The sequence below is a fragment of the Ferrimonas balearica genome, assembly GCF_019802085.1.
Lineage (GTDB): Bacteria > Pseudomonadota > Gammaproteobacteria > Enterobacterales > Shewanellaceae > Ferrimonas > Ferrimonas balearica_B.
Window position 1 is genome coordinate 1 of the sequence record NZ_JAHVHV010000005.1, and the last position, 25,016, is coordinate 25,016.

The 25,016-nt window shown below is 63.8% G+C and carries 18 protein-coding genes and 2 pseudogenes; 15 read left to right on the plus strand and 5 right to left on the minus strand.

Translation table 11 applies throughout. The features are described from left to right. From KUV81_RS16715 to KUV81_RS16725, 3 genes are all read right to left on the minus strand, one after another. A partial coding sequence (locus KUV81_RS16715) for a hypothetical protein (RefSeq protein ID WP_222545042.1) occupies nucleotides 1–528 on the minus strand: 528 nt, incomplete at its 3' end. Nucleotides 529–792: 264 nt separating this feature from the next. After that, a complete protein-coding gene (locus KUV81_RS16720; protein WP_222545043.1) occupies nucleotides 793–5,148 on the minus strand; it encodes an EAL domain-containing protein in 4,356 nt (1,451 codons plus the stop codon). 213 nt (nucleotides 5,149–5,361) lie between these two features. Then, the gene (locus KUV81_RS16725) at nucleotides 5,362–8,148 is read right to left on the minus strand and encodes an insulinase family protein (protein WP_222545044.1); all 2,787 of its coding nucleotides are present in this window, start codon (nucleotides 8,146–8,148) and stop codon (nucleotides 5,362–5,364) included. Nucleotides 8,149–8,342: 194 nt separating this feature from the next. On the opposite strand from KUV81_RS16725, the gene sixA reads away from it, so the two are divergent. Beyond that, the gene (gene sixA, locus KUV81_RS16730; protein WP_222545045.1) at nucleotides 8,343–8,819 is read left to right on the plus strand and encodes a phosphohistidine phosphatase SixA; all 477 of its coding nucleotides are present in this window, start codon (nucleotides 8,343–8,345) and stop codon (nucleotides 8,817–8,819) included. Here sixA and smrB read toward each other — a convergent pair. Next, nucleotides 8,802–9,335 (minus strand): endonuclease SmrB, encoded by a 534-nt coding sequence (smrB, locus tag KUV81_RS16735; protein ID WP_222545046.1) that lies wholly within the window; start codon nucleotides 9,333–9,335, stop codon nucleotides 8,802–8,804. The two genes, sixA and smrB, sit on opposite strands and share 18 nt — an antisense overlap. A 91-nt stretch (nucleotides 9,336–9,426) precedes the next feature. On the opposite strand from smrB, the gene prmB reads away from it, so the two are divergent. From prmB to KUV81_RS16765, 6 genes are read left to right on the plus strand one after another with little or no spacing between them, the layout of a single operon-like run. Beyond that, a complete protein-coding gene (gene prmB, locus KUV81_RS16740) occupies nucleotides 9,427–10,362 on the plus strand; it encodes a 50S ribosomal protein L3 N(5)-glutamine methyltransferase (protein ID WP_222545047.1) in 936 nt (311 codons plus the stop codon). Between the two features lie 21 nt (nucleotides 10,363–10,383). Further along, on the plus strand, nucleotides 10,384–11,481 hold the full coding sequence (aroC, locus tag KUV81_RS16745; RefSeq protein ID WP_222545048.1) for a chorismate synthase: 1,098 nt from the start codon (nucleotides 10,384–10,386) through the stop codon (nucleotides 11,479–11,481). A gap of 7 nt (nucleotides 11,482–11,488) precedes the next feature. Then, nucleotides 11,489–12,661 carry an MFS transporter gene (locus KUV81_RS16750; protein ID WP_222545049.1) on the plus strand — a complete coding sequence of 391 codons (1,173 nt, stop codon included), beginning with the start codon at nucleotides 11,489–11,491 and terminating at the stop codon, nucleotides 12,659–12,661. Beyond that, nucleotides 12,645–13,199, plus strand: coding sequence for an elongation factor P hydroxylase (locus KUV81_RS16755; RefSeq protein ID WP_222545050.1), 555 nt, complete (start codon nucleotides 12,645–12,647; stop codon nucleotides 13,197–13,199). Before KUV81_RS16750 ends, KUV81_RS16755 begins: the two co-directional genes overlap by 17 nt. After that, nucleotides 13,174–14,298 (plus strand): ATP-NAD kinase family protein, encoded by a 1,125-nt coding sequence (locus KUV81_RS16760; RefSeq protein ID WP_222545051.1) that lies wholly within the window; start codon nucleotides 13,174–13,176, stop codon nucleotides 14,296–14,298. The genes KUV81_RS16755 and KUV81_RS16760 overlap by 26 nt, the downstream gene beginning before the upstream one ends. Continuing rightward, the gene (locus KUV81_RS16765; protein ID WP_222545052.1) at nucleotides 14,292–14,561 is read left to right on the plus strand and encodes a YfcL family protein; all 270 of its coding nucleotides are present in this window, start codon (nucleotides 14,292–14,294) and stop codon (nucleotides 14,559–14,561) included. The genes KUV81_RS16760 and KUV81_RS16765 overlap by 7 nt, the downstream gene beginning before the upstream one ends. A 3-nt stretch (nucleotides 14,562–14,564) precedes the next feature. Here the strand turns inward: KUV81_RS16765 and mnmC are convergent, their stop codons facing one another. Further along, entirely contained in the window at nucleotides 14,565–16,508 is a 1,944-nt protein-coding gene (gene mnmC / locus KUV81_RS16770; protein ID WP_222545053.1) for a bifunctional tRNA (5-methylaminomethyl-2-thiouridine)(34)-methyltransferase MnmD/FAD-dependent 5-carboxymethylaminomethyl-2-thiouridine(34) oxidoreductase MnmC, read from the minus strand. 127 nt (nucleotides 16,509–16,635) lie between these two features. Between mnmC and fabB the strand changes: the two genes are divergently transcribed. From fabB to folC, 8 genes and pseudogenes are all read left to right on the plus strand, one after another. Next, entirely contained in the window at nucleotides 16,636–17,859 is a 1,224-nt protein-coding gene (gene fabB, locus KUV81_RS16775; protein WP_222545054.1) for a beta-ketoacyl-ACP synthase I, read from the plus strand. A gap of 117 nt (nucleotides 17,860–17,976) precedes the next feature. Next, nucleotides 17,977–19,080, plus strand: coding sequence for a 4-phosphoerythronate dehydrogenase (locus KUV81_RS16780; protein ID WP_222545055.1), 1,104 nt, complete (start codon nucleotides 17,977–17,979; stop codon nucleotides 19,078–19,080). 6 nt (nucleotides 19,081–19,086) lie between these two features. After that, nucleotides 19,087–20,097, plus strand: a complete 1,011-nt coding sequence (locus tag KUV81_RS16785; protein ID WP_222545056.1) for an aspartate-semialdehyde dehydrogenase — start codon at nucleotides 19,087–19,089, stop codon at nucleotides 20,095–20,097. Nucleotides 20,098–20,268: 171 nt separating this feature from the next. Next, nucleotides 20,269–20,556, plus strand: a pseudogene (locus KUV81_RS19920) (FimV/HubP family polar landmark protein); the annotation flags it as partial. A gap of 1,089 nt (nucleotides 20,557–21,645) precedes the next feature. After that, a pseudogene (locus tag KUV81_RS19925) lies at nucleotides 21,646–21,789 on the plus strand (FimV/HubP family polar landmark protein); the annotation flags it as partial. 76 nt (nucleotides 21,790–21,865) lie between these two features. Beyond that, nucleotides 21,866–22,657, plus strand: coding sequence for a tRNA pseudouridine(38-40) synthase TruA (truA, locus tag KUV81_RS16795; RefSeq protein ID WP_222545057.1), 792 nt, complete (start codon nucleotides 21,866–21,868; stop codon nucleotides 22,655–22,657). A 236-nt stretch (nucleotides 22,658–22,893) separates the two neighbouring features. After that, complete coding sequence (gene accD / locus KUV81_RS16800) at nucleotides 22,894–23,769, plus strand: acetyl-CoA carboxylase, carboxyltransferase subunit beta (protein ID WP_222545058.1); 876 nt, start codon at nucleotides 22,894–22,896, stop codon at nucleotides 23,767–23,769. Further along, entirely contained in the window at nucleotides 23,766–25,016 is a 1,251-nt protein-coding gene (gene folC / locus KUV81_RS16805) for a bifunctional tetrahydrofolate synthase/dihydrofolate synthase (RefSeq protein ID WP_222545059.1), read from the plus strand. The genes accD and folC overlap by 4 nt, the downstream gene beginning before the upstream one ends.

A 25,016-nucleotide genomic window follows, 5' to 3' on the forward strand; every position in this document is an offset into this window, starting at 1 on the left:
TTCCAGCTCAGTGTGCTTCACCCAGGGCACCCCAGCGGTCTCCAGCTCAGCGTGCTTGACCCAGGGCACCCCAGCGGTCTCCAGCTCAGCGTGCTTGACCCAGGGCACCCCAGCGGTCTCCAGCTCAGCGTGCTTGACCCAAGGCACCCCAGCGGTTTCCAGCTCAGCGTGCTTCACCCAGGGTACCCCAGCGCTTTCCTGCTCAGCGTGCTTGACCCAGGGCACCCCTGCGGTTTCCAGCTCGGCGTGCTTGACCCAGGGCACCCCGGCGGTTTCCAGCTCAGCGTGCTTCACCCAGGGCACCCCAGCGGTTTCCAGCTCAGCGTGCTTGACCCAGGGCACCCCAGCGGTCTCCAGCTCAGCGTGCTTGACCCAGGGCACCCCAGCGGTCTCCAGCTCAGCGTGCTTGACCCAGGGCACCCCTGCGGTTTCCAGCTCAGCGTGCTTCACCCAGGGCACCCCAGCGGTTTCCAGCTCAACGTGCTTGACCCAAGGCACCCCAGCGGTCTCCAGCTCAGCGTGTTTCACCCAAGGGACGCCGGCGGTATGCAAGTTGGGATGAGTATTTACTTGAGCATTGGGCTGCTCAGGGACGCTGTTATTGATCCAGGGAATGTTCTTTATTTCGCTGCTGCCTGATTCCAGCCACGGAACACTTGCAAAGGCATTGGTAGACAGAGTTAAAGACAGAACAAGAACAGAGAAAGAAAAACGCGGGGACATGGCCGGCTCCTAACCTTTATAAGCAAGTGAGTAAACAGTTGCATAAAGGTTAGCAAGCGTTGTGCCAAATTACTCGACGGTTTCTTGACTGGCCGAAAATTCCAAAGAAGGGCTCTTCAGAAGCATTTTTTCAAATTCGACTTCTGGGATGGGTTTACTGAAAAAATACCCCTGAACGAGGTCGCACTGGAGACCTTTGAGTACCGCCAACTGTTCTTGGGTTTCTACTCCCTCGGCCACCACACTCAATTCCATGTTTCGTGCGATGGTCACGATGGAAGCGGTCATCATCCGGTCTTTATTGCTGGTAGCGATGTCGTCCACGAAGGACTTGTCCACCTTCAGGGTGTCGATGGGGAAGCGTTTGAGGTAGGACAACGACGAGTAACCGGTACCGAAGTCGTCCAGAGCCAAGTGGATGCCCATGTCCTGCAAAGACTGCATGGTGGCGATCGCCTTATCAGGCTGCTGGATCACAGTCCCCTCGGTGATCTCCAGTTCCAGGCAGTGCGCCGGCAGTCGGGTCAGCTCAAGAATGCGCTGAATGCGCTCGCACAGATCCGGCAGCATAAATTGCTGAGAGGCCAGATTCACCGCAATCCGCCCATTGAGCGCGCCCATGCTTCGCCATTTCTCCGCGGCGAAACAGGCCTGTTTGAGGACGTACTCCCCGATCTCCACCACCAGGCCAGTTTCCTCTGCCAGGGGGATGAACTCGCCGGGCCTGATCAGGCCCCGAACGGGGTGATTCAAGCGCACCAGGGCTTCCATCCCGTGAATTCGATTGGTCTTCAAATCCACCTTGGGCTGGTAGTAAACCTCGAAGTGGTTCTCCTTGAGCGCCTGACGGATCAGGTTCTCCGTATCCAGGCGCTCCATTGCCGCCTGATTGAGGGATTCGCTGAAGAACTGGTAACACTGCCCGCCCTGGCCTTTGGCGTGGTACATGGCCAGATCCGCCTTTCTCAGCAGCGCCTGACGCTCGATGTCGTCCTCCGGGTAGGTGACGATGCCGATACTGGTGTTGACCACCACTTCGCCCTCATCCAGTAGGAATGGCTTGCTGAACGCCGCCAGAATCTCCTGGGCCAGCTTGGTACTCTGGTTTAGGGCATTGGCCCCGTCATACACCACCGCAAACTCGTCGCCGCCCAAGCGGTACAAGGAGGTGTCCTTAGGCAACTGGTTCTTGACCCGGTTGGCCACATGACACAGCAGCGCATCGCCAGCCCCGTGGCCCAGGGAGTCGTTGACCTTCTTGAAGTTGTCCAGATCGAAGATCAGCAAGCACAGCGGTACCTGTCGTCTGACCAGGTTATCCAGGGAGATCTGCAGGTAGCTGCGGTTGGGCAGGCCGGTCAACACATCGTTGTTGGTCAATCGACGCAGTTCGGATTCGGCCTGCTTGCGGTGGGTGATGTCACTGAACACGCCCACGTAGAAGCTGGCCTGGGTGTCGTTGTCCCGGATTTGATCGAGGGTCAGTTCTATTTGGATAACCCGGCCGTTGGAGCGCTCCAGCTCCAACTCGCCACTCCATCGGCCCTGCTGGCGGACGATCCGGATGATGTCGTCGGTATAGGCCTCGGGGTAGCGCTCAAACTTCATCGGTTGATCAATGAAGTTGTCGTTGGGAAACCCGGTCAGTTCGAGGCAGGCTTCGTTGACCTCGATGTAGTGCATGCGGTCATCGAGGATGAACATCCCCTCGGAGATGTTCTTAAGTGCCCTGGCAAACAGGGTCAGGCGCTCCTCGGCCTCCTTGATGCTGCTGATGTCCTTGATGGTGCCCGTCATCCGCGTGGGACGGTCCTGCTCGTCGCGCTCCACCACCTTGGCCCGGTCCAGGATCCACAGCCAGTGGCCGGTTTTGCTCTTGACCCGGTAGGTGGCCTCGAAGTGCTCGGACTCACCCTTAAAATGCTCGAGCAGCAGGTCATTGACCCGCTCCAGATCGTCCGGGTGGATATTACTTTCGCCCTTGCCGCTGCGTTTGCCGTCCCGAGGAAACTCCAGGGTACCCCAGATGTTGGAGCGGTAGATCTTGCCCGCTTCCATATCCCAGTCCCACATCTCATCCCCGCTGCCCCACAGAGAGAGTTTGAGACGCTCTTCGCTTTGGGCGATTCGAAGCTGAACCCGCTTACGACGGAGAAACTCTCTGTGAGCCATGTAGAAGATGAGCAGCGCGATCAACCAGTAGGTGGTCTTGGCGTAGGTTGAAAGCCACCAAGGGGGCGTAATGATGATGCGGATTCTGGACTTGCGTTGAGACTCGCTCAGGAAGGGAATAAAGGACTCAAGCTCCAGCGTGTATTCACCGTAACTCAGATTGGTGAAGGTGATGAAGTTCAGACTGTTGTCCAGTTCAATCCATTTATCATCCAGGCCGACGACCCGGTAACGGTAGGACGTCAGCGAGCCGTAATCATTGATGAGGCTGGCGAAGCTCAGTGAGAAGGGATAATCACTGTACTTCAGTTCAATTTGACTGGCGGTCACGATGTTTTGTCGCAAGCGCTGACCAACGCTCTCCTCTTTATTGAAGACTTTCAGTGAGGTGAATATCGGGCTGGAGACCCGGATACCCAGGTGCTCCTGAGTGCCGGTGAGGCGATTAACGCCCTGGGTACCACCAAAATACACCGCATCGTTCGTCGCGAGCGATGCCATGCCGTTGAACTCCTTTTGCGCTCCGCGGCTTTGATCATAGAAGTTGAGTACCGAGAGGCTTTTCTGATCGATCTCGACAATGCCATTGCTGAATGAGGCGTACACCGAACCATTCTGCTCAACGGAGCTGTACACCAATATTTTTTCTTCGTCCGGGATCCCAAAAGATTGTTTGCTTTCACTCCAGTCGGCTGAAAGCTTGTAGAATCCTTCCCCGACAGTGCCAATCAAATACCCATCAGAGATGGGCGAGATAGAGGTAATGATCTTCTCCGGGAAGGCATTCTTGCGCCTTATCCAAATCCCCAATCGGTCATCCATTTCGTAGATATGGACGCCGGTTTGACTGCCAACGAGAATAAAGTGGTCTGACACTTCGATGGTGAATACGGTGGATGAAACCTGCGGGGAGAAATAGGCGCTGTCGACCTCTTGATTGTTGTCTAGCAGCAGCACCCCGTGTGAAAAGGTGCCAAGTAAAACACGTTCACCCAGGCTGGTAATCGAAGTGACGATCTTATCGTCCAGGCTAATGGCACTCTCGACCACCGCCCCACTTTCCACCGTCGCCAGATGAAGTAGGCCCTTGCCACCGGTCAGCAGAGTGCCCTCATGACTGTGGATGGTTTTGGGCCCCAGAATGCCCGTTTCCAGCTTTCGTCTTGGGCTGTCATTTTGGTTGAGTGTGATGACGTATTCCGAGTCGTTGGCAACCCAGATATCGCCATCAAATTGCGCCAGGCTCCAGACCTGGTTGCAGTTTGCGTTGGTGCACTGAATGTCGTGTTGCGAGATGTTTGAGCTGCCAAAAGACAGCTTTACCGCACCGGTACCTATGATGCCAAGCCACAGGTTGCCAAGGGTGTCCAGATAGAGCGAAGAGGGGTTGGTTTCAAACCTGGCGCTGATCAGAGTGGGAGGAAGCTGCTGCTGTAACTCATCGGTTCGAGCGACAAACAGGCTCTTCCCCGAAGTGAAATACAGCGTTTGGCTCTCCGGGTTGAACTGGGCGTAGTCAATGGGCAGTTGGTAGATGCGTTCCAAGCGAAATTGCTCGGTATCGAGAATGATGAGCCCGACCGAGGTACCCAGTACGTAAAGACTTCCGTGAATTTTGGATACGCTGTTGATGTGGCCGTTCAGATTCAGCTCAATGGTTTGCTCGCTGTGCACATCGTACGCGAAGGAGCTGCCCTTGCTTTCGGAAAACAGCAGCAGGCCATTGCCCAGACCAAACACTTCGGCAATACCGGTGTAGGAAAAGCGCTCGGACTTTACCTCCAGCGTCGACTGACTCTCGATGTCGTACTTGAGCAGGCCCGTTTCGGTGCCAACAAACAGATGGTTGCCTTCCGACGTCACGCTCCAAAGATTTGAGGTGTGATCAAGGGGGACACCGTCAAAACGGTCTTTGACCAGGTCGTACCGGTAGAGCTGCTGATTGGTGACGACCCAAAGCCGATGCGCTTCGTCCACATGCAGTTGGCGAATGGTATTGTGGCCGAGGCCGTAAAGATCGGCATTTGAGGAGTTGTATTGCTTAAAGGATTTGCCGTCGAATCGATTTAAACCGTTGATGGTACCGACCCAAACAAAGCCGATATGGTCTTCTTGGATGCTGGTGACGGTGGTTTCGGACAGGTTTTGTTCGAGTCCGAAGTAGCTGAGCTTGTGAGAGGCGGCCTGACGGTCGTCAGAGGCTATCGCCGGCAATGCGAATAGAATGAGAAGCAGCGCTATCCATGGCTTCATCGGGCATCCTGCTCAGTAGAATCAATGGTTATTAGTTATTGTTATCAGTAGGTAACGATAGCACCTGCTCCGAGCAAGGCCAATACCCCCGAAGGGGATTCGTGCCCCGGCCCGCCTGGGATTGCGCAATTCGCCGCCAGCCGGTGCAGAGCGGGGATCTTAGCCGAAGTTGGGCAGTACGCATAGGGCGTCAGAATACCTCAAATTATTGAATTAAAAATCGATCAATGCCGATTGCCCTTTGAAGTGGGACAGGTCGGTGATGCGGCTTTTACCGGACAGGGGTTCCAGTTCACTGTGAGAGCCGCCGCTGGAGTAGAGCACCAGGCGGTCCGGGTTACTGCATCGCATGCGTTGCATCATAAAGCGGATGAGATCCGCCCGCTCGAGGGCCTGAACCGCCTCGGCGATTCGCTCCCGGTGGTTGAAGTCGGTGTCTTTGTTGCCGATGGAGACCCAGAGCCGCTGGGCTTTGGCCTTGAGGTTGTTGTCCTGCTCCAGGATCTGATTGCACAGGGCGTCTTTGGTGGCCTGCCACTGGGTGTGGGAGATCTGCATCAGCGCGTAGCCGAAATCCGCGATGAACTGGTCGATGGACTCCATCAACTGCAGCGGGCCGGCCACCGGGCTCTGCACGTAGAATATGATGCCCGGACAGCGGTTCATCGGTACGTAGCTGGTGCCCACCATGTAACCCAGCTGCTGCTTGGTGCGCAGTTCGTTGAAGAAGCTGCTGGACATGCTGTGGTTGAGCAGACAGAACAGGGCCATCTTTTGCAGGTCGTTCTGCCGTGATTGGTAGTAGACGATGATGGCGCTGTCCTGATGATCGTGTTCGATCTCCCGCAAGATGGTGCCCTTGCCGTGGATGCTGATGAGCTGACGCTGCACCTCCGGACCGGGGTTGGAGACCTGGGCCAGGGTGCGGGTCAGGCGCTCGTTCAGCCCCTCCGCTTCCTCTTTGAGCCAATCACCGTAGATCAGCCCCTCGACGTGCACCTGCTGATAGATGCTGTCGATGTGGTAGTGCAGTTGCTCCAGGGTGCAGTGCTCCAGCGCCGCGGCCATGTTCAGCGGCTCGTGACTGCGCCGCTGCAAGGTGGCGGTCAGAGCGTTGAACAGACGTGAGATGGGGCGGGCCGAGCGGATGCCGTTCCAACTGCGCAGCAGCTGGCCCTTGATCTCGTTGAAGCGGTCCGGGGCGAAGTTGCGCTGGCGCGCCTCGCGCAGCAGCAGGTCCAGCAGCGCTTCCTGGCCCCCGGTGAAGCCGCTCAGATGCAGGGTCAAGCCGCCCTGGTGGGGGTAGACGTTGTAGCTCAGGCCGGCCACTTCCGCCTGGTAGGTGGGCTCGGCCAGGGCGTCCATCAGCATGGCGATGTAGAGCCGGGTCAGGGCGGCGGTGCGCGCGTCGTGGTGGCACGCCTCGCTGTCCAGGGCCAGGAACAGGTGCGCCTTGGGCACGTTAAACTCCTGATCCTTCTTGTACCAAAGCGCCAGGGCTCCCGTGTCGGTCAAGCGTGCCGGATCCTCGCTGGTGCTGGGCTGGTGCCTGGGTTCCAGCAAGCCGACCAGGTAGGGGTTGGCGTCGGGCAGCTGGAGATCGGGTTGGGGTTCGGTCAAAACCCAGCGCGCCCGCCGCGGTGCATCGATGGGCACCACGCAGTAGGGGGTGTCGTACCATTTGGCCTGGCGGTCGGTTTCCAGCTCCGGGGCGATCAGCGTCAGGCGCAAGTTGTCCGGGCGGAAGCGGTCGAGGATCTCGTGTACCGCTTCGGTGTCCAGGCCATCCATGCGGTAATCGCCGTAAGCGATGTCCTCGGTGTCATAGTGGTGCATGTTGATGGCCAGGTGGCTGGCCAGATCCAGGGGCTTGCTGGGCTCCTGGAAGCGGAACGCCCGCTCCAGCAGCTGCTGGCGCTCGTGGTAGCGCCAAGGCTCGATGCCGCCCTCTCTCATCAGCGTCAAGTAGTGAAAGGTCTTGGCCAGGATGCGATCCCTGTTGGCCAATCCCTTGTCCGTCAGCTGGTAGCTGATGTTGTAATCCTTGAAGTTGTAGCCGTTAACGCCCCCGCCGGCGCTGAGCTGGCTGACCAGCCCCTCATGCTTGAGTCCGGACAGCAAACTGCCCGGGCCTTCGTATCCCAGCAGGTAGGAGATGTAGGTCAGCGGTTTGTGCCGATACCAGGGGTCCAGGGCGGGCAGGGGGAAGGTCAGGGTCAGCTGACGCTGCCGTTTGTTGGGCAGCATCCGCAGCTCGACGTTGAGATCGCCGTCCCGGTAGAGTGGGGTGTCCGGCAGGGACTTGGCCAGCCCCCGATTGACGATCTCGCCGAAATGGGCGCGCACCAGGGCCTCCACCTCCTCCAGCGGATGGGGGCCCACCACCACTAGGGTCATCAGGTTGGCGGAGTAGTGTTCCCGGTGAAAAGCAAGCAGCTCCTCGCGGATGGAGGCGCCGTCGCGGTCCGCCAGGGTGTGCTGGTTGCCCACCGAGAACTTGGCAAAGGGGTGGGCGGGGTTCACCGTCTCCTTGTGCACCTGGTAGAAGCGACGCATGTCGTCCTGCAGTTTCATCCGAAACTCGGAGTCCACCGATTGGCGCTCCTTCTCCACCAGTTGGGCGTCAAACAGTGGCGCGGTGAAAAACTGGCTGAAGCGATGCAGCGCCTCGGCCAGGGCCTGGGGGTTTACATCGAAGTAGTAGCTGGTGAACTCCGGGCCGGTCCAGGCGTTATGGTTGCCGCCCTGGTCGCTGATGAACTGCTGGTATTCGCCGGCCTGGGGGTAATCCCGGGTGCCAAGAAAGAGCATGTGCTCGAGAAAGTGGGCCATCCCCTCCCGGTCCGCCGGGTCGTCAAAATGGCCTACCCGCACCGCCATCGCCGCAGCGGATTTGGTGGCCTCGCCGTCCTGCACCAGGGTGACGCGCAAGCCGTTATCCAGCACCAGGTACTGGTAGTGGCGCGGGTCGTTTGGGCTGATTTTCAGCTTATCGGTCATATCCTTATCCTGATGTCCACGGCGACGGTCAGCTCAATACGCGGGGGTATGAGTATCGGTCCAGTTTGCGCCTTGTGGCCTGAGGGCGCAATCTCCCGGCCCCCTTAACGACTAAAGACTAGTCAATCGGGTCTTTTTTCCCGACGAAAAGCCGCGATAAGATAGCGGCGTTGTTTTCCTTTATGAAATCTTGCATGGAACTCTTCCTGATGCGCCATGGTGAGGCCAGCTTCGATGCCCCGACGGATCGACAGCGGCCCCTGACCGAAGTGGGCGCAACCCAATGCCAGCAGATGGCGGCGCATCTGGCCGCCAACTTGACCGGCTTGGACATGGTATTCGTCAGTCCCTACCTTCGGGCGCAGCAAAGCTGGCGGGCCTGCCAGCCCCTGCTGCCCCAGCCCAAAGGCGTCCAGACCCTGGATGAGCTGGTGCCGGAGGGCGATCCGGCGCTGTGTCATGACCTGGTGATGGCCCACATGGACCTAGCCCAGGCTAAGACCGCCTTGGTGGTGGCCCACATGCCCCTGCTGGGCTATCTGGTCAGCGAATGGGTGCCCGGGGAGACCCCGCCGCTGTTCGCCACCTCCGCCATCGCCCACCTGGAGTGTCGCCCCAACCCCCGCCTGCTCAGCCTGCAGGGCCCCAGGGACTTAGCCCTCGTCGTTTAACCCGATGTCCACCAGCACCAGCAAGGCACCGTCCCCCCCCCACTCCAGGGGGGCCTGGTGGAACGCCAGCACGTCCGGGTGCTGGGTCAGCCAGGCGGGCACCTGGCGCTTGAGCACGCCGCTGCCCAGGCCATGCATCACGCTGGCGCAGGCCAGATGCTGTTTCTTGCAGGCGTTGATGAGCGCAATCAGCTCCTGGCGCGCTTCCGCCTGGGTGTGGCCGTGCAGGTCCAGCAGCACCTCCGGCACGTAATCGCCCCGGCGCAGCCGTTTCACTTCATAGCTGGAGACCCCCTCCTTGACGTAGCGCATCGGTCCCTCGGTGGGCAGGGCCGGCTGGTAGCTGTCGGAGAAGTAGTGATCCGCCTCGCGGCGCTGCTGTTGCTGCTGCACCGCCTGGCGGGGCTTCTGGGCGCGACGGTGCACCACGGTGTCGTGGTTCAATGGGCGGACATCGCTCAGGCTGTCCCGAAACAGCGCCAGCTCTTCGGGATCCATGGTCTTGGGCTTCTTCATAGCCGCCTATTATGCCACTGGTCGGGGAGATAGGAACCGGCCCCACCATTGGTTACAATGCCTGCCACTGGTTGTCATAAGGACCTCTCCTGTGGAAAAGATTTTTATCGATGAAGCGGTCAACGAGCTTCACACCATCGATGACATGCTGCGCTGGTGCGTCAGCCGCTTTAACGCCGCGGGCATCTACTACGGCCACGGCACCGACAACGCCTGGGACGAGGCGGTCGCCCTGGTGATGCACACCCTGCACCTGCCCCTGGAGCTGGGCCGGGAAGTGCGCCGGGCGCGCCTGACCAGCACCGAGAAGCACCGCATCGTCGAGCTGGTGATCCGCCGGGTGCGGGAGCGGGTACCGGTGCCCTACCTGACCAACACCGCCTACTTTGCCGGCCTGGAGTTCTACGTGGACGAGCGGGTGCTGGTGCCCCGTAGCCCCTTCGCCGAGCTGATCGAGAACGGCTTCAAGCCCTGGCTCTACAACAAGCCGGTCAACCGGGTGCTGGACCTGTGCACCGGCTCCGCCTGCATCGCCATCGCTTGCGCCTACGCCTTCGAAGAGGCCGAGGTGGACGCCGTGGACATCAGCGCCGACGCGCTGGAGGTGGCCCAGATCAACATCGAGCAGCATGGCCTGCTCAACCGTGTCTTCCCCTTGCAGTCCGACGGCTTTGCCGCACTGGGCGGGCAGAAGTACGATCTCATCGTCTCCAACCCCCCCTACGTGGACGCCGAGGACATGGGCGATCTGCCCGAGGAGTTCCACCACGAGCCGGAGCTGGGGCTGGCCTCCGGCCGCGATGGCCTGGATCTGACCAAGCGGATCCTGGCCCGGGCGGCGGACCACCTCAACGACGAAGGCCTGCTGATCGTCGAGGTGGGCAACTCCATGGTGGCCCTGGCGGAGCAGTATCCGGAAGTGCCCTTCACCTGGCTGGAGTTTGAGCGGGGTGGCGATGGCGTCTTCCTGCTGACCCGGGAGCAGCTGCTCGAAGCCCAGGACCTTTTCGCCATCTACCGCGACTGAACTTAAGGAGACCGTGTCGCCATGGCCGGCAACAGCATTGGAAAACTCTTCACCGTCACCACCTTCGGGGAAAGCCACGGCCTGGCCCTGGGGGCCATTGTCGACGGCTGCCCCCCGGGGCTGGCCCTGTCCGAGCAGGACCTTCAGGGGGACCTGGACCGGCGTCGTCCCGGCAGCTCCCGCTACACCACGGCCCGGCGCGAGCCGGACCAGGTCAAGATCCTCTCCGGGGTGTTCGAGGGCAAGACCACCGGCACCCCCATCGGGCTGCTGATTGAAAACACCGACCAGCGCAGCAAGGATTACTCCGAGATCGCGCCGCTGTTCCGCCCCGGTCACGCCGATTACCCCTACCACCACAAGTACGGCAACCGTGATTACCGCGGTGGCGGACGCAGCTCCGCCCGGGAAACCGCCATGCGGGTGGCCGCCGGGGCCATCGCCAAGAAGTATCTGGCCCAGCAGCACGGCATTGTCATCCGCGCCTGCGTCAGCCAGCTCGGTCCCATCGTTGCCGAGCAGTACCAGTGGGATGAGGTGGCGCAGAACCCCTTCTTCTTCCCCGACCCCGATAAGCTCGAGGCCCTGGACCAGTACATGCGGGACCTGAAAAAGGCCGGTGATTCCATCGGCGCCCGGGTCAAGGTGGAGGCCACCGGCGTGCCGGTGGGCCTGGGCGAGCCGGTGTTCGACCGCCTGGATGCGGATCTGGCCCACGCCCTGATGGGGATCAACGCCGTCAAGGCGGTGGCCGTGGGGGATGGCTTCGATGTGGTGACCCAGAAGGGGTCCGAGCATCGGGATGAGATGCACCCGGACGGTTTTGCCAGTAACCACGCTGGCGGCGTGCTGGGGGGGATCAGCTCCGGTCAGCCGCTCACCGCCGAGATCGCCCTCAAGCCCACCAGCTCCATCATGGTGCCCGGCCACAGCATCGACGTGGACGGCAACCCGGTGGAGATGGTCACCCGGGGACGCCACGACCCCTGCGTGGGGATCCGCGCGGTGCCCATCGTCGAGGCCATGGTGGCCATCGTGCTGATGGATCACCTGCTGCGCCACCGGGCGCAGAACCTGGAGGTGTCGGTCTCCACCCCGGTGCTGGGCATGCGGGACTGAGCCCTCGATGAGCGGGTTGTTGGCAGGCCGTCAGCGCAAAGCGCTGGCGGCCTCTTACTTTGCGTTTTTCGCCATCCTGGGGTTGATGGTTCCCTACCTGAGCCTCTACCTCGACCACCTGGGTTTCGATTCCCGCCAGATCGGCTGGATGCTGGCGATCCTGTTCGGCACCCGGATCCTGGCCCCCAACCTCTGGGCCGCCCTGGCCGACCGGCTGGGCCGGCCGGTGGGGGTGATCCGTGCCGGTGCTTTGCTGGCGGCCCTGGCCTACTTGGGGCTGTTTGTCGCCGAAGGCTTCTGGGCTCTGGCCCTGGTGCTGGGGATCTACACCTTCTTCTGGAACGCCATCCTGGCCCAGTTGGAGGTGGTGACCCTCACCACCCTGGCGGACCGGCCCCAGGATTACGGTGGACTCAGGAGCTTCGGCAGCGTCGGCTACATCGTGCTGGTGGTGGGGGCCGGCTGGTGGTTCGACCGCCAGGGCCCCGGTGCTCTGCCCATCATCGGTTTGGTGCTCTTCTTTGCCCTGGCGGCCAGCGCCCTGGTGCTGGCCGAGGTGGCACCCAAGCGACGGGGGGAGTCCGCCGAGGCCGCCTTTATGGCTCAGCTGCGCCGCCGCTCGGTGCTCTGTTTTCTGCTGGCGGCGTTGCTGCTGCAGGCCAGTCACGGGCCCTTCTACACCTTCTACGTCCTCTACCTGCGCCAGCTGGGGCTAGGAGAGGGGGTGGCCGGGGTGCTGGTGGCCCTGGGGGTGGCGGTGGAGATCGGCATCTTCTTAGTGGCGCCCCGGCTGCTGGGCCGTTACCCCCTGCGGGGGCTGATGATGCTCTGTTGCCTGCTGTCGGCCCTGCGCTGGTGGCTGACCGGCGCCCTGGGGGCCAGCCTGCCGGGTCAGGCTGCCGCCCAGCTGCTGCACGCCTTCAGTTTCGGCCTGGCCCACGCCTGCGCCATCCAGTTCATCCACAGAAGCTTTTCCGGCGGGCACCAGGGCAAGGCCCAGGCCCTCTACGCCAGCAGCAGTTTCGGTCTGGGTGGGGCCCTGGGGGCCTACATCAGCGGCCAGATGTGGCACAATGGCGCCGGCGCCGAGGCCACCTGGACCCTGGCGTCGGGGGCGGCGCTGCTGTCGCTGGTCGCCATGGCCGCCATGGGAAGGGAGAGAGATGGTTCACGCCGATGAGCTGATGCGGGTGTTCAACGCCACCTTGGGGGCCCAGTACCGGACGCGCCTGGTGCGGGGCACCGATGAGCCGCTGTACCTGCCGGCGGATGAGCATTGCCCCTATCACCGCATCTACTTCGCCCACGGTTTTGCCGCCAGTGCCCTGCACGAGTTGGCACACTGGTGCCAGGCGGGGCCGGCGCGCCGCCAACAGGTGGATTACGGCTACTGGTACCACCCGGACGGTCGGGATGCCGAGGCCCAGGCCCGGTTCGAACAGGTGGAGGCCCAGCCCCAGGCCATCGAGTGGATGCTCAGTCGCGCCTGCGGCCATCGCTTCGACGTCAGTGCCGACAACCTTTCCATCGAGGTGGACCGGGGGGCCTTCGCCCGTACTGTGCTGATGGCGGTGCACCAGTACTACCAGCGGGGGCTGCCGCCGCGGGCGGCGGCTCTGATGGCGGCGTTTGGTGACCACTTTGGTCGCCCGCTGCCGAGGATTCAGGATTTTGCGTTAAGGGAAGACGGCCGTGTTTGCACTGGGACTCATCATTAATCCCCTGGCGGGGCTGGGGGGCAGCGTCGCCCTTAAAGGCAGCGATCAGGTGGCCGAACAGGCGCTGGCCCTGGGGGCCGAGCCCAAGGCGCAGCAGCGCATGGCCGAGGCCCTGGCCCACCTGGTGCCCCACAAGGCCCACATCCAGGTTTGGACCGGCAGTGGCGCCATGGGCGAGGAGTTGGCCCGTTCGCTGGGCTTCGAGGTCGAGGTGCTGCACCGCAGTGCCCACCCCTCCAGCGCCGAGGACACCCGGGCCCTGACTCGGGCCCTGTCCGAGCGCCGACCCAACCTCATCCTTTTTGCCGGTGGAGATGGCACCGCCCGGGATCTGTGTGCCGTGGTGAGTCCGCAACAACCGGTGCTGGGGGTGCCCGCCGGGGTGAAGATCCACTCCGGCGTCTACGGCCTGACCCCCAAGGCCAGCGGCATCGTTGCCGCCCAGATGGTCAAGGGGGAGCTGGTGAGCGTTACCGACGGCGAGGTGCGGGACATCGACGAGGTGGCGTTTCGCGCCGGCCAGGTGCGGGCCAAGTACTTCGGCGAGATGACGGTGCCGGAGGCACTGCGTTTTGTTCAGGCGGTGAAGATGGGGGGGCGGGAAAGCGAGGAGCTGGTCACCGACGACATCGCCGCCGAGGTGGTGGAGCAGATGGACCCGGACTGGCAATACGTCATGGGCTCCGGCTCCACCGTGGCCGCGGTGATGGCGGAGCTGGGGCTGGACAACACCCTGCTGGGGGTGGACCTCATCCGGGATGGCCAGCTGCTGGCGTCGGATCTGACCGCCGCCGAACTGCTGTCCCGCGTCCAGGGCGTGCCCACCAAGCTGGTGATCACCCTTATCGGCGGTCAGGGCCACCTCTTTGGCCGGGGCAACCAACAACTGAGCCCGGCGGTGATCCGGGCCATCGGCCGGGACAACATCGTCATCCTGGCCAGTAAGAGCAAACTGACGGCGCTGGCCCACCAGGCGATGGTGGCGGACACCGGCGACAGTCAACTGGACCTTGAGTTGCAGGGTCACTATCGAATCATTACCGGCTACCGGGATGCGGTGTTGTATCCCCTGGCCAATCCGGAGGAAGCAGTATGTTAGAGCGGTGGGAGACGATCTGCCATCAATGGGTTGAGGAGCAACTGGCGCAGGGTAGCGACGACGAAGTGTTCGCCAGCGGCTACCTGCAGGGCCACTTTGCCGTGGTGCTGGCCAGCCTGGAGCAGGAGAGCGACCCGAATTATGCGCGGCTGGAGGCCAAGATGGCGGAGCACCTGGACCAGGCGCGCAGTGAGCTGGAACCGGCGGACTTGGCCCTGGTCAAAGCGGCCTGGGCCAGCCTGGCCCAGCGCCTGAACGGCTGAGGCTCAGCCGCCGACCGGCTGGCCCTTCAGCCGTTTTCGGATCCAGAACCGGCCCGGCGCAAGCCGGGCTTGTTGATCCTGGTCCTGGGGGCGGGGTTCATCGCACAGCTGGCTGGCCAGCAGCTCGGCGCACAGGGCCGCCGAGCACAGCCCCCGGGAGCCCAGCCCGGTCAGCAGGTGCAGCCCGTCCTGCTGGGGCACCGCCTGACCCGGTTGCCACTGCGCCAGGGCCGGCCAGTCCGGCACCGCCCCCACCAGGGGCAGATGATCCCGTACCGCCGCCCGCACCGCCGCCCGGCCGCTGTCATCCAGCACCAGCTCCTCCGCCCAGCCCTCCTGTCCGAAACTTCGGGCCATGCGCTGAGCGATCGCCTCCCGGTCCGCGTCTCGCCAATCGCTGCCATCGTCGCCCCGGCCAAAGCTGGCCCCGCAGGTCAGCCGACCTTCATGGGCGGGCACCAGGTAACCGTCGGCGCACAGTACGGTGCGCAGCTGCCCCGGGGTGCCCTGGGCCGGCGGATGGCTGATCTGCCCCCGTACCGGATTGAGGGGCAGCGCCTCAGTGGCGGCAAACTGGCCGCTGCGATGGCCCAGGGCCAGCACAACCGTGGTGGCCTGGCAGGACGCATCGTCAAATCTCAGGTGCCACTGGCCCTCCTCGTAATGCAGCTCGGTGAGGGCGTGACCATAGTGCACCTCCAATCGTCCGCTCTCGGCCGCTTCGTCCAGCAGGGCCCGGGTCATCTGCGCTGGGCAGAGCCAGCCTCCCAGAGGAAAGTAGAGCCCGCCGCGGCTGAGCGGCACCGCGGCGATGGCGCTGGCCTGGGCCGCGTCCACCGGGTGCACCAGCTCGCTGGGGTGGCCGTTCTGACCCAGGGCCGTCAGCCGCTCGCTGCTTTTCTCATCCACCGGCAGCTGCAGCACACCGCACAGTTCGTGGGACACGTCGTGGCCCCGACCCACCAGCTGAAGCAGCTGCTGGCGCGCCAGGGGGAAGGCCTGCTGGTAGAAGCGAGCGAGGCCATCGTCGGCCTGGTTGAGCAGCGGATAGAGCGCCCCCTGGCGGTTGCCGGACGCGCCCTGGGCCGGCGCGTCATCGGCGCAGTAGAGGGTGACCGACCGGCCCCGGCGCACCAGTGACAGGGCCAGGCTGGCGGAGGCGATCCCGCCCCCCACCAGGGTGATGGCCTGTGGGGTAGGGCAGGGGAGCGGCGTACCCGGGAACTGGCCCCGCACCATCTCCCGCTTGCGGCCAAAACCGGGCACCTTCTCAATGATGAAGCCGACTTCCTTCAGGCCCCGCCGAACCAGGCCGGCGGCAGTGAAGGTGGCCAGGGTGGCGCCGGGGCGGGAGAGGCGGGCCATCTGGGCAAAGAGCGCCGGCTGCCACATGTCCGGGTTCTTGCTGGGGGCAAAGCCGTCCAGGAACCAGGCGTCCATCACTCCGTTCGGCCCGGCATCCAGTGCAGGCAGCTGGGTCAAGACGTCGCCAAACCAGAGATCCACGATCACCGCCCCCTCGGCCAGCACCAGTCGGTGGCAGCCGGGGGTGGCCGGCGGGTAGGCATCGCGCAGGGCCCGGGCCAGGGCGTCGAACTGGGGCCACTGCTGATGGGCCCGGGCCAAGTCGGTCACGCTCAGGGGGTATTTCTCAAAGCTGACAAAGTGCAGGCATTGGCAGCGGGCCTCGGGGTGCTGCTGGCGAAACTCGTTGAAACGCTGCCACAACACCAGTAGGTTGAGGCCCGTGCCAAAACCGGTCTCGGCCACGGCGAAATGGCTTCGGGGGTGGTCGAGCCAGCGCGCCGGCAGGCGGTTGTGCTGGAGGAAGACGTAGTCGGTTTCGGCGGCCCCGTCGTGCTTGGAAAAATAAACGTCGTCGAACTGGGCGGAAACCGGCGCGGCCGGATCGGACCAGTCGATGCTGGCGGACTCTAGAGGGGTCACTGGCGCTCTCGATGTATCGGATGTGGCGTCATTTTAACGCCCTTTGGGGAAAGCCGACCAGTTATCACCGGGCTTCGCGCTACCATAGCGCCAGCTTGCGACAGATCTAACGTAATAGGAAGGATGCATGAAAAGAGCGGTAATTACCGGGATCGGCGTGATCTCCAGTATCGGTAACAACGCCGAAGAGGTGACAGCTGCCCTCAAGGCCGGCAAAAGCGGCCTGAGCTATTCCGAACAGTTTGAAGAGATGGGGCTGCGAAGCCGCGTCTGGGGTGACCTCAAGATCAACCCCGCCGAGCACATCGACCGCAAGGTGATGCGCTTTATGGGCGATGCGGCGGCCTACGCCTACCTCTGCATGGAGCAGGCGATCCAGGACGCCGGTCTGGAAGAGTCCCAGGTGAGCAACGAGCGCACCGGCATCATCGTCGGCACCGGCGGGGCCTCCTCCCTGAACCAGGTGCAGGCCGCCGACACCCTGCGCCAGAAAGGCGTGCGCCGCATCGGTCCCTACCTGGTGCCGCGCATCATGTCCTCCACCGCTTCTGCCTGTCTGGCCACCCCGTTCAAGATCAAGGGCGTGAACTACTCCATCAGCTCCGCCTGCGCCACCAGTGCCCACTGCATCGGTAACGCCGTGGAACAGATCCAGCTGGGCAAGCAGGACATGGTGTTTGCCGGTGGCTCCGAGGAGCTGCACTGGACCCTGGCCATGGGCTTCGATGGCATGGGCGCCCTGTCCACCAAGTACAACGACGACCCGACCCAGGCCTCCCGGACCTACGACGCCGAGCGTGACGGTTTCGTCATCTCCGGTGGCGGCGGCATCGTGGTAGTCGAGGAGCTGGAGCACGCTCTGGCCCGTGGCGCCAAGATCTACGCTGAAATCGTCGGCTACGGTGCCAACTCCGATGGCTACGACATGGTGGCCCCCTCCGGTGAGGGCGCGGTGCGCTGCATGAAGCAGGCCCTGAGCCAGGCCGAAGAGGCCGGCGCCGGTCCGGTGGAGTACCTCAACACCCACGGCACCTCCACCCCGGTGGGCGACACCCGCGAACTGGGCGCCATCCGGGAAACCTTCGGTGACAACGCGCCGATGATCAGCGCCACCAAGGCGATGACCGGTCATGCTCTGGGCGCCGCTGGCGTGCACGAGGCGATCTACAGCCTGCTGATGCTGGAGCACGGCTTCGTGGCCCCCTCCATCAACGTCGAGAACCTGGATGCGGATGCCGAGGGGATGCCCATCGTCACCCAGTGCCAGGAGAAGGCCCTGGCCACCGTGATGAGCAACAGCTTCGGCTTTGGCGGCACCAACGCCAGCCTGATCTTCCGCAAACTGCCGTAAATCTCAGCGGGCCCGGGGGTTGCTCCGGGCCCGCTGTCGCACCCGTCTCCCGCATCGGGTACACTGTCCGCCCGGACAGTTCACAATTTCCCCACCATGCTTCTCGCCGATGAAAACATGGCGTGCCTGGAACCGCTCTTTGGCGGCCGGGTGCCCATCCGCACTCAGCCCGGTCGGGCGATCCATCCTGCCGCTATGGCCGATGTGGAGTACCTGTTGGTCCGCTCCGTCACCCAGGTCAACCGCGCCCTTATCGAGGCGGCACCCAAGCTCAAGTTTGTCGGCACCGCCACCATCGGCACCGATCACCTGGACATCCCGGCCCTCGAGACCCGGGGGATCCACTGGGCAAGTGCACCGGGCTGCAACGCCGAGGCGGTGGGCGAATACCTGCTCAGTGCCCTGTTGGAGCTGGCGCTGCGCCAGGGCGAGGATCTGCATAGGCGCACCATCGGCCTGATTGGCCTGGGCAACACCGGCAGCGCGGTGGCCCGCCGGCTGGAAGCTTTGGGCCTCACCGTGCTGCGCTGTGACCCCCCGCGGGCCCAGGCCGGGGAGCCCGGCCCCTGGGTCGAGCTCGACACCCTGCTGGCCCGCTGTGACGTGGTCAGCTGCCATGTGCCCTTCACGGCCCAGACCCACCACCTGTTGAACCGCGAGCGCCTGGCTGCACTGCGCCCCGGCTGCTGGCTTATCAACGCCAGCCGCGGTGAGGTGATCGACAACCGGGCCCTTATCGAGGTCAAGCGTGCCCGGGGGGATCTCACCCTGGTGATGGACGTCTGGGAGGGGGAGCCGGCGCCGATGCCGGAGTTGGTCGCGCTGTGTGAGCTGGCCACCGCCCACATCGCCGGATATTCGGTGGAGGGTAAGATCCGCGGCACCCAGATGCTGCATCGGGCCCTGGCCTGCACCCCGGTAGCGCTGCCCGGGATGGGGGAAACCCCGTCGCTGGCGGCGCTTATGTCGGCCGAGCCGCGCCCAGAGGTGACCCTGGCGGGGCGGCCAACCCAAAGCGAGTTACACCAATTGTGCCAGGGGGTGTATGACCTGGCCGAAGAGGACCGCCGGTTTCGTACGGCACTGACCCAGCCCGGCGGCTTCGATGCGCGCCGCAAAGCCAACCTGGCCCGGCGTGAGTTCAGTGCCCAACCGGTGCACACCCAAGATACGGGGGCGGCCAAGATGATGGCGGCCCTGGGCTTCAAGATACGAGAGTAAACGCATATGGCTTACAACATCGCGGTATTGGGCGCCACCGGCGCCGTCGGCCAGACCATGATCGAGATCCTTCAGGAGCGGGACTTTCCCGTGGCCAAACTCTACCCCCTGGCCAGCGCCAACAGTGTGGGTAAGACGGTGAGTTTCAAAGGCGAGACCCTGGACGTCATCGAAGTGGACAGCTTCGACTGGAGCCAGGCGGAGATCGCCCTGTTCAGTGCCGGCGGCAGCGTGTCGGAAAAGTGGGCCCCCATCGCCGCCGACGCCGGCTGCGTGGTGATCGACAACACCAGCCACTTCCGCAACGACCCGGAGATCCCCCTGGTGGTGCCGGAGGTGAACCCCCACGCCCTGGCTGAGTTTCGCAACCGCAACATCATCGCCAACCCCAACTGCTCCACCATCCAGATGGTGGTGGCCCTGAAGCCGCTTCACGACGCCTACGGCATCGACCGGATCAACGTGGCCACCTACCAGTCGGTCTCCGGTGCCGGCCGTCGCGCCATCGAGGAGCTGGCCAAGCAGTGCGGGCAGCTGCTCAACGCCCAGCCGGCCACCACCGAGGTGTTTGACCAGCAGATCGCCTTCAACGTCCTGCCCCAGATCGACCGCTTTATGGACAACGGCTACACCAAGGAAGAGATGAAGATGGTGTGGGAGACTCAAAAAATCTTTGGCGATGCCGATATCCGGGTAAACGCCACCGCGGTTCGGGTGCCGGTGTTCTACGGCCACGCCGAGGCGATCCACCTGGAGACCCGGCTGCCCACCTCCGCCGAGGAGGCCAAGGCCCTGCTGGACCAGGCCCCGGGGGTGACCCTGATGGCGGACGACGAGGATTTCCCCACCCCCTTTGGCAATGCCGCGGGGCAGGATGAGGTGTTCGTGGGCCGGGTGCGCCAGGACCTCTCTCACCCCCAGGGACTGAACCTCTGGGTGGTGGCGGACAACGTTCGCAAGGGGGCGGCCCTCAATTCGGTTCAAATTGCCGAGCTTTTGGTGAGCGAATACCTGTAATATTCTTTAAACTGAGTGCTTTAACTGCTGCTGGCGACCGTTGTACCCACCAGCACAGCGAACCCTAGGTAACGGACTGAACGCATGAAAACACGGATCCACTCTCTCGTCCTGGCCACCCTGATGGGCAGTGCCCTGTTGGTCGGTGGTGGGCTGCAGGCCCAGACCCTGATGATCACCGGGCCCGACGGTCAGGTCCGCGAAGCGGCGGAAACGCCGATCCAGGAGTACGGCCCCACCACCAGCCGGGACACCCTGTGGCGGATCGCCAACGAGGTGCGTCCGGATGAGGGGATCACCGTCTACCAGGTGATGCTGTCCCTGTACGAGGCCAACCCCCATGCGTTCAACTCCAGCAACTTCAACAGCCTGGAAAAGGGCAAGATCCTGCGGGTGCCCACCCGTGAGGTGATGGCCGCGCTGCCCGCCAGCGAAGCCCGGGCCCGGGCCCGTCAGGACGACCGCGCCTGGCAGCCCCCCAGCGCCGCCCCGGCCCGCCCGGCAGCGCCCGCCGCCGACACCACCGAGCTCAACCAGCTGAAGGCCGAGAACCGGCGACTCAGCGAGCAGCTTCAGCAGCAGGGGCGGGAGTCGGAACAGGTGGAGCGACTGCGCAGCGAGCTGGCCACCTCGGTGGACGAGCTGGCGGCGATGCTGGAGCAGAACGAGCGGCTTAAGCGCCGCTTGGACGCCCTCAACCAGGAGATGACCATGCTGCAGTCCGCCCTGGATGAGCAGCAGACCATCAACCAGCAGCTCGAGCAGCAACTGGAGCAGGGAGCGCCGATGCCGGGCGCGGCAGTGCCCGCCACCCCGGACAGTGTGGTGTCCGAGCCGGTGGTGACCGAGCCGGAGCCGGCTCCGACCCCGGATTTCTGGCAAAGCCTGCTGAGCAACCCCTGGCTGCTGACCCTGGGTGCGGTGATCCCGGCCCTGGGCCTGTTGCTTCTGCTGTTTGCCTGGCTGCGCCGGCGCAACGATCAGGAGGCGGAAGCCTACCAGTCGGAGCTGCAGGACCAGGACAGCGTGTTGAGCGACGAGCCCCTGGTGCCCGAGGAGCACAACGATGGCACCCTGGAGAAGCCGGACCTGGACGCCGAGCTGAACCTGGGTGAGATCCAGCTGGACCCCAGCATGGAGGAGCCGGAGGGGCAATCCCTCAGTGAACTGCTGCGGGAGCAGGAGAGCGCCCGGGCCGACGTGGATATGGACAGCCACCTGCTGACCGAAGATGCCCTGGAGGATCTGCTGACGGACCCCGAGCCGACACCGGAGCAACCGACCGAACCGGAGATCACGGCGGCCGAGAGCGAAACCGAGGCGGTGCCGGAGGCGGTCAGCCCGGAGCCGGAGCCCCAGAGTGCGCCCGAGCCGACGCCCATTGCGGCGGCAGCCCAGCCGGTCACCCCCGCGGCCCCCGAGGAGCCCTTTATCGACATCGATAAGCTGCTCGAGGAGAGCGAAGGGGAGGTTGAGGTGGCCTATCCCGGGGTCTCCTTCGAGATGGAGGGCAGCCCCGAGAGCACCGAGGTGATCGAGGATGAGAGCGCCATCAACGCCAAGCTAGACCTGGCCCGGGCCTACATCGAGATCGAGGACCACGACAGCGCCCGCGCCCTGCTCAAGGAGGTGGCCTTCGACGGCAACGAGCAGCAGAAGAATGAGGCCAACAGCCTGCTGGAGCAGCTCTGACAACAACAACGGTGGCGATGGCCACCGTTTTTTTTCGCCGCTATAATGCGCCCCCTAACGACAGATTGGGGGCACTATGCGGATCGCTTTGGGCATTGAGTACGACGGGCACGGTTACTACGGCTGGCAGCGCCAGCGGGAAGTGGTCGGGGTCCAGCAGCGCCTGGAGGAGGCGATCGCCAAGGTGGCCAACCATCCGGTTGAGGTGGCCTGCGCCGGGCGTACCGATGCCGGGGTCCACGCCACCGGCCAGGTGGTGCACTTCGACGCCCAGTTTGACCGACGCCCGGCGGCCTGGACCCTGGGGCTGAACGCCAACCTGCCCGACGGCATCGCCGTGCGCTGGGCCCAGCCGGTCAGCGACGAGTTTCACGCCCGCTTCTCCGCCACCGCCCGCCGCTACCGCTACGTCATCTACAACCACCGCCTGCGCCCGGGGATCCTCCGCCACGGAGTCAGTCACTACCACACCCCTCTGGACGCCGAGCGGATGCACCGGGCGGGCCAGCAGCTGCTGGGGGAGAACGACTTCAGCGCCTTCCGCGCCATCCAGTGCCAGTCCCGCACCCCCTGGCGCAACATCCACCACCTCAACGTCAGTCGCCACGGCCAGTACGTCATCATCGACATCAAGGCCAACGCCTTCGTCCACCACATGGTGCGCAACATCGTTGGCTCTTTGATGGAGGTGGGGCTGGGCAATCAACCCGAAGCCTGGATCGCCGAGCTGCTGGCGGGCAAGGATCGCACCCTGGCGGCGGCCACGGCCAAGGCGGCGGGGCTCTACCTGGTGGAGGTGGATTACCCGGACGCTTTCGGCCTGCCCAAGGCGATCCCCGGACCGCTCTTCCTGCCGGATCCTCTGTAACCGCACGTTGCTTGAGTTTTCGCCGGCGTTGGCCGCTCTATTATGGGGGTTCACCGGGTATGACCAGTTTTCGTTAGCCCCCTAAACCCCCTTGTGGTTTAATGTTTGCCAATCCAAATCCGGCGTATTGAGTGATTGTGATGGGATTCCGGGCCCTGTCCCGTTGATTGCCCCATTATCCCCGCCGGTTCGAAACAGATAGCGCCAGAAAGGCCAAAAAGGATACAGGACTGTAAATGAGCTGGTTAAAGAAGATCCTGCCGAAGAGTAAAGCGGTCTCCGAGCGTCGCCGCAGCGTCCCGGAAGGGGTGTGGAGCAAGTGTGACAAGTGTGACGCCATCCTCTATCGCGCCGAGCTGGAGCGCAACCTGGAGGTGTGCCCCAAGTGCAACCACCACATGCGGATCCACGCCCGTGATCGCCTGGCCCATTTCCTCGATGCCGACAGCGGCCGCGAACTGGGGGCCGAACTGGAGCCCCAGGACATCCTGAAATTCCGCGACAGCAAAAAGTACAAGGATCGCATCAGCCAGGCGCAAAAAAACAGCGGCGAGAAAGACGCCCTGGTGGCCATGGAGGGCACCCTCTACGGCATGCCGGTGGTGGCCTGCTCCTTCGAGTTCTCCTACATGGGGGGCTCCATGGCCTCGGTGGTGGGCGCGCGCTTCGTCCGTGCCGTCGAAGTCTGCCTGGAGAAGAACCTGCCCCTGGTGTGCTTCTCCGCCTCCGGTGGGGCGCGCATGCAAGAAGCGCTGTTCTCCCTGATGCAGATGGCCAAGACCTCCGCGGCCCTGGCCCGCATGAGCGAACGGGGCCTGCCCTTTATCTCGGTGCTGACCGATCCCACCATGGGTGGTGTCTCCGCCAGTCTGGCGATGCTGGGGGACATCAACATCGGTGAGCCCAACGCCCTGATCGGCTTTGCCGGTCCCCGGGTGATCGAGCAGACCGTGCGTGAAAAGCTGCCGGAAGGCTTCCAGCGCAGTGAGTTCCTGCTGGAGAAGGGCGCCATCGATATGATCGTGGACCGTCGCGAGATGCGCGACACCCTCGCCCGACTGCTGGCCAAGTTTGCCCACCTCGACCCGGTGCTGGTCGAAGAGAGCGCATGAGCTCGACCCCCTTTGCAAGCCACTCCCTGGCGGAGTGGCTTGATCACATCCTCGCGCTGCACCCCACCGAAATCGACCTGGGCCTGGATCGCCTGACTGCCGTCGCCAAGCGCCTTGAGCTCACCGCACTGCCCCACAGCACCGTCATCACCGTCGCCGGCACCAACGGCAAGGGCACCACCTGTGCCCTGCTGGAGTCCGTGCTGATGGTCGCCGGTTTCAGCGTCGGGGTGTTCAGCTCGCCCCACATCGAGCGCTACACCGAGCGTGTGCGGATCAATGGCCAGGAGCTGGCGGAGGCGGAGCACGTCACCGCCTTCAGTGCCATTGCCGCGGCCCAGGACAACACCTCGCTGACCTTCTTCGAATACTCCGCCCTGGGGGCCCTGTACCTCTTTGCCCAGCATCGGCCCCAGGTGGTGCTGCTGGAGGTGGGGCTCGGCGGGCGGCTGGATGCCACCAACCTCATCGATGCCGACCTGTCGGTGATCACCTCGGTGGATCTCGACCACCAAGAGTACCTGGGCAACACCCGGGAGAGCGTGGGGCGGGAGAAGGCGGGCATTGCCCGCCCGGGCCGACCGCTGGTCTGTGGCGAGCCCAAGCCACCGGTGACCGTGGCCCAGGAGGCGACCCGCCGGGGCGCAGAGCTGGTGCAGCGGGGCCAGGCGTTCGACGGCCAGTGGCAGGCGACGCACTGGGGCTTTACCGGCCAGCAGTGGCGCCTGGAAGCCCTGCCTCTGCCCCGGATCCCCAGGGACAACGCGGTGACCGCCCTGGCGGCGCTGGAACGGCTGTGGCCCGATCTGGCGCGCAGCGCCATCGAACAGGGGTTGAATCAAACTCGGGTTGAGGGCCGACTGGAGACATTAAGCGACACACCGCGTCTGGTGCTGGATGTGGCCCACAACCCCCATGCCGCCCGTCACCTGGCCCAGTGGCTGGGCCAGCAAAGCGCAGACCGTGTGCTGGCGGTGTGCGCCATGCTCAAGGACAAGGCGGTGGAGGAGACCCTGGCAGCTCTGACCGAGTCGGTGGACTGCTGGTTTCTGGCGGACCTGTCGGTGCCCCGGGGGGCCAGTGCCAGCCGCCTGGCTGCAGCGCTGCCGGAGGCGGCCTGCTTCGATGACGTGGCTCAGGCGTTGGCGGCGGCGATGGCCGAGGCCGAGGCCGGGGATCTGGTCATTCTCTTTGGCTCCTTTTACACTGTGGCGCAAGCCAAACAGTATTGGCAGACGAGGAGATAG

What these genes read in the sequence shown, in the direction of transcription:
- KUV81_RS16720 (WP_222545043.1), bottom strand. Translation starts at nt 5,148, where the DNA reads ATGAAGCCATGGATAGCGCTGCTTCTCATTCTATTCGCATTGCCGGCG.
- KUV81_RS16725 (WP_222545044.1), bottom strand. Translation starts at nt 8,148, where the DNA reads ATGACCGATAAGCTGAAAATCAGCCCAAACGACCCGCGCCACTACCAG.
- sixA (WP_222545045.1), top strand. Translation starts at nt 8,343, where the DNA reads ATGGAACTCTTCCTGATGCGCCATGGTGAGGCCAGCTTCGATGCCCCG.
- smrB (WP_222545046.1), bottom strand. Translation starts at nt 9,335, where the DNA reads ATGAAGAAGCCCAAGACCATGGATCCCGAAGAGCTGGCGCTGTTTCGG.
- aroC (WP_222545048.1), top strand. Translation starts at nt 10,384, where the DNA reads ATGGCCGGCAACAGCATTGGAAAACTCTTCACCGTCACCACCTTCGGG.
- KUV81_RS16750 (WP_222545049.1), top strand. Translation starts at nt 11,489, where the DNA reads ATGAGCGGGTTGTTGGCAGGCCGTCAGCGCAAAGCGCTGGCGGCCTCT.
- KUV81_RS16755 (WP_222545050.1), top strand. Translation starts at nt 12,645, where the DNA reads ATGGTTCACGCCGATGAGCTGATGCGGGTGTTCAACGCCACCTTGGGG.
- KUV81_RS16765 (WP_222545052.1), top strand. Translation starts at nt 14,292, where the DNA reads ATGTTAGAGCGGTGGGAGACGATCTGCCATCAATGGGTTGAGGAGCAA.
- fabB (WP_222545054.1), top strand. Translation starts at nt 16,636, where the DNA reads ATGAAAAGAGCGGTAATTACCGGGATCGGCGTGATCTCCAGTATCGGT.
- KUV81_RS16780 (WP_222545055.1), top strand. Translation starts at nt 17,977, where the DNA reads ATGGCGTGCCTGGAACCGCTCTTTGGCGGCCGGGTGCCCATCCGCACT.
- KUV81_RS16785 (WP_222545056.1), top strand. Translation starts at nt 19,087, where the DNA reads ATGGCTTACAACATCGCGGTATTGGGCGCCACCGGCGCCGTCGGCCAG.
- truA (WP_222545057.1), top strand. Translation starts at nt 21,866, where the DNA reads ATGCGGATCGCTTTGGGCATTGAGTACGACGGGCACGGTTACTACGGC.
- accD (WP_222545058.1), top strand. Translation starts at nt 22,894, where the DNA reads ATGAGCTGGTTAAAGAAGATCCTGCCGAAGAGTAAAGCGGTCTCCGAG.
- folC (WP_222545059.1), top strand. Translation starts at nt 23,766, where the DNA reads ATGAGCTCGACCCCCTTTGCAAGCCACTCCCTGGCGGAGTGGCTTGAT.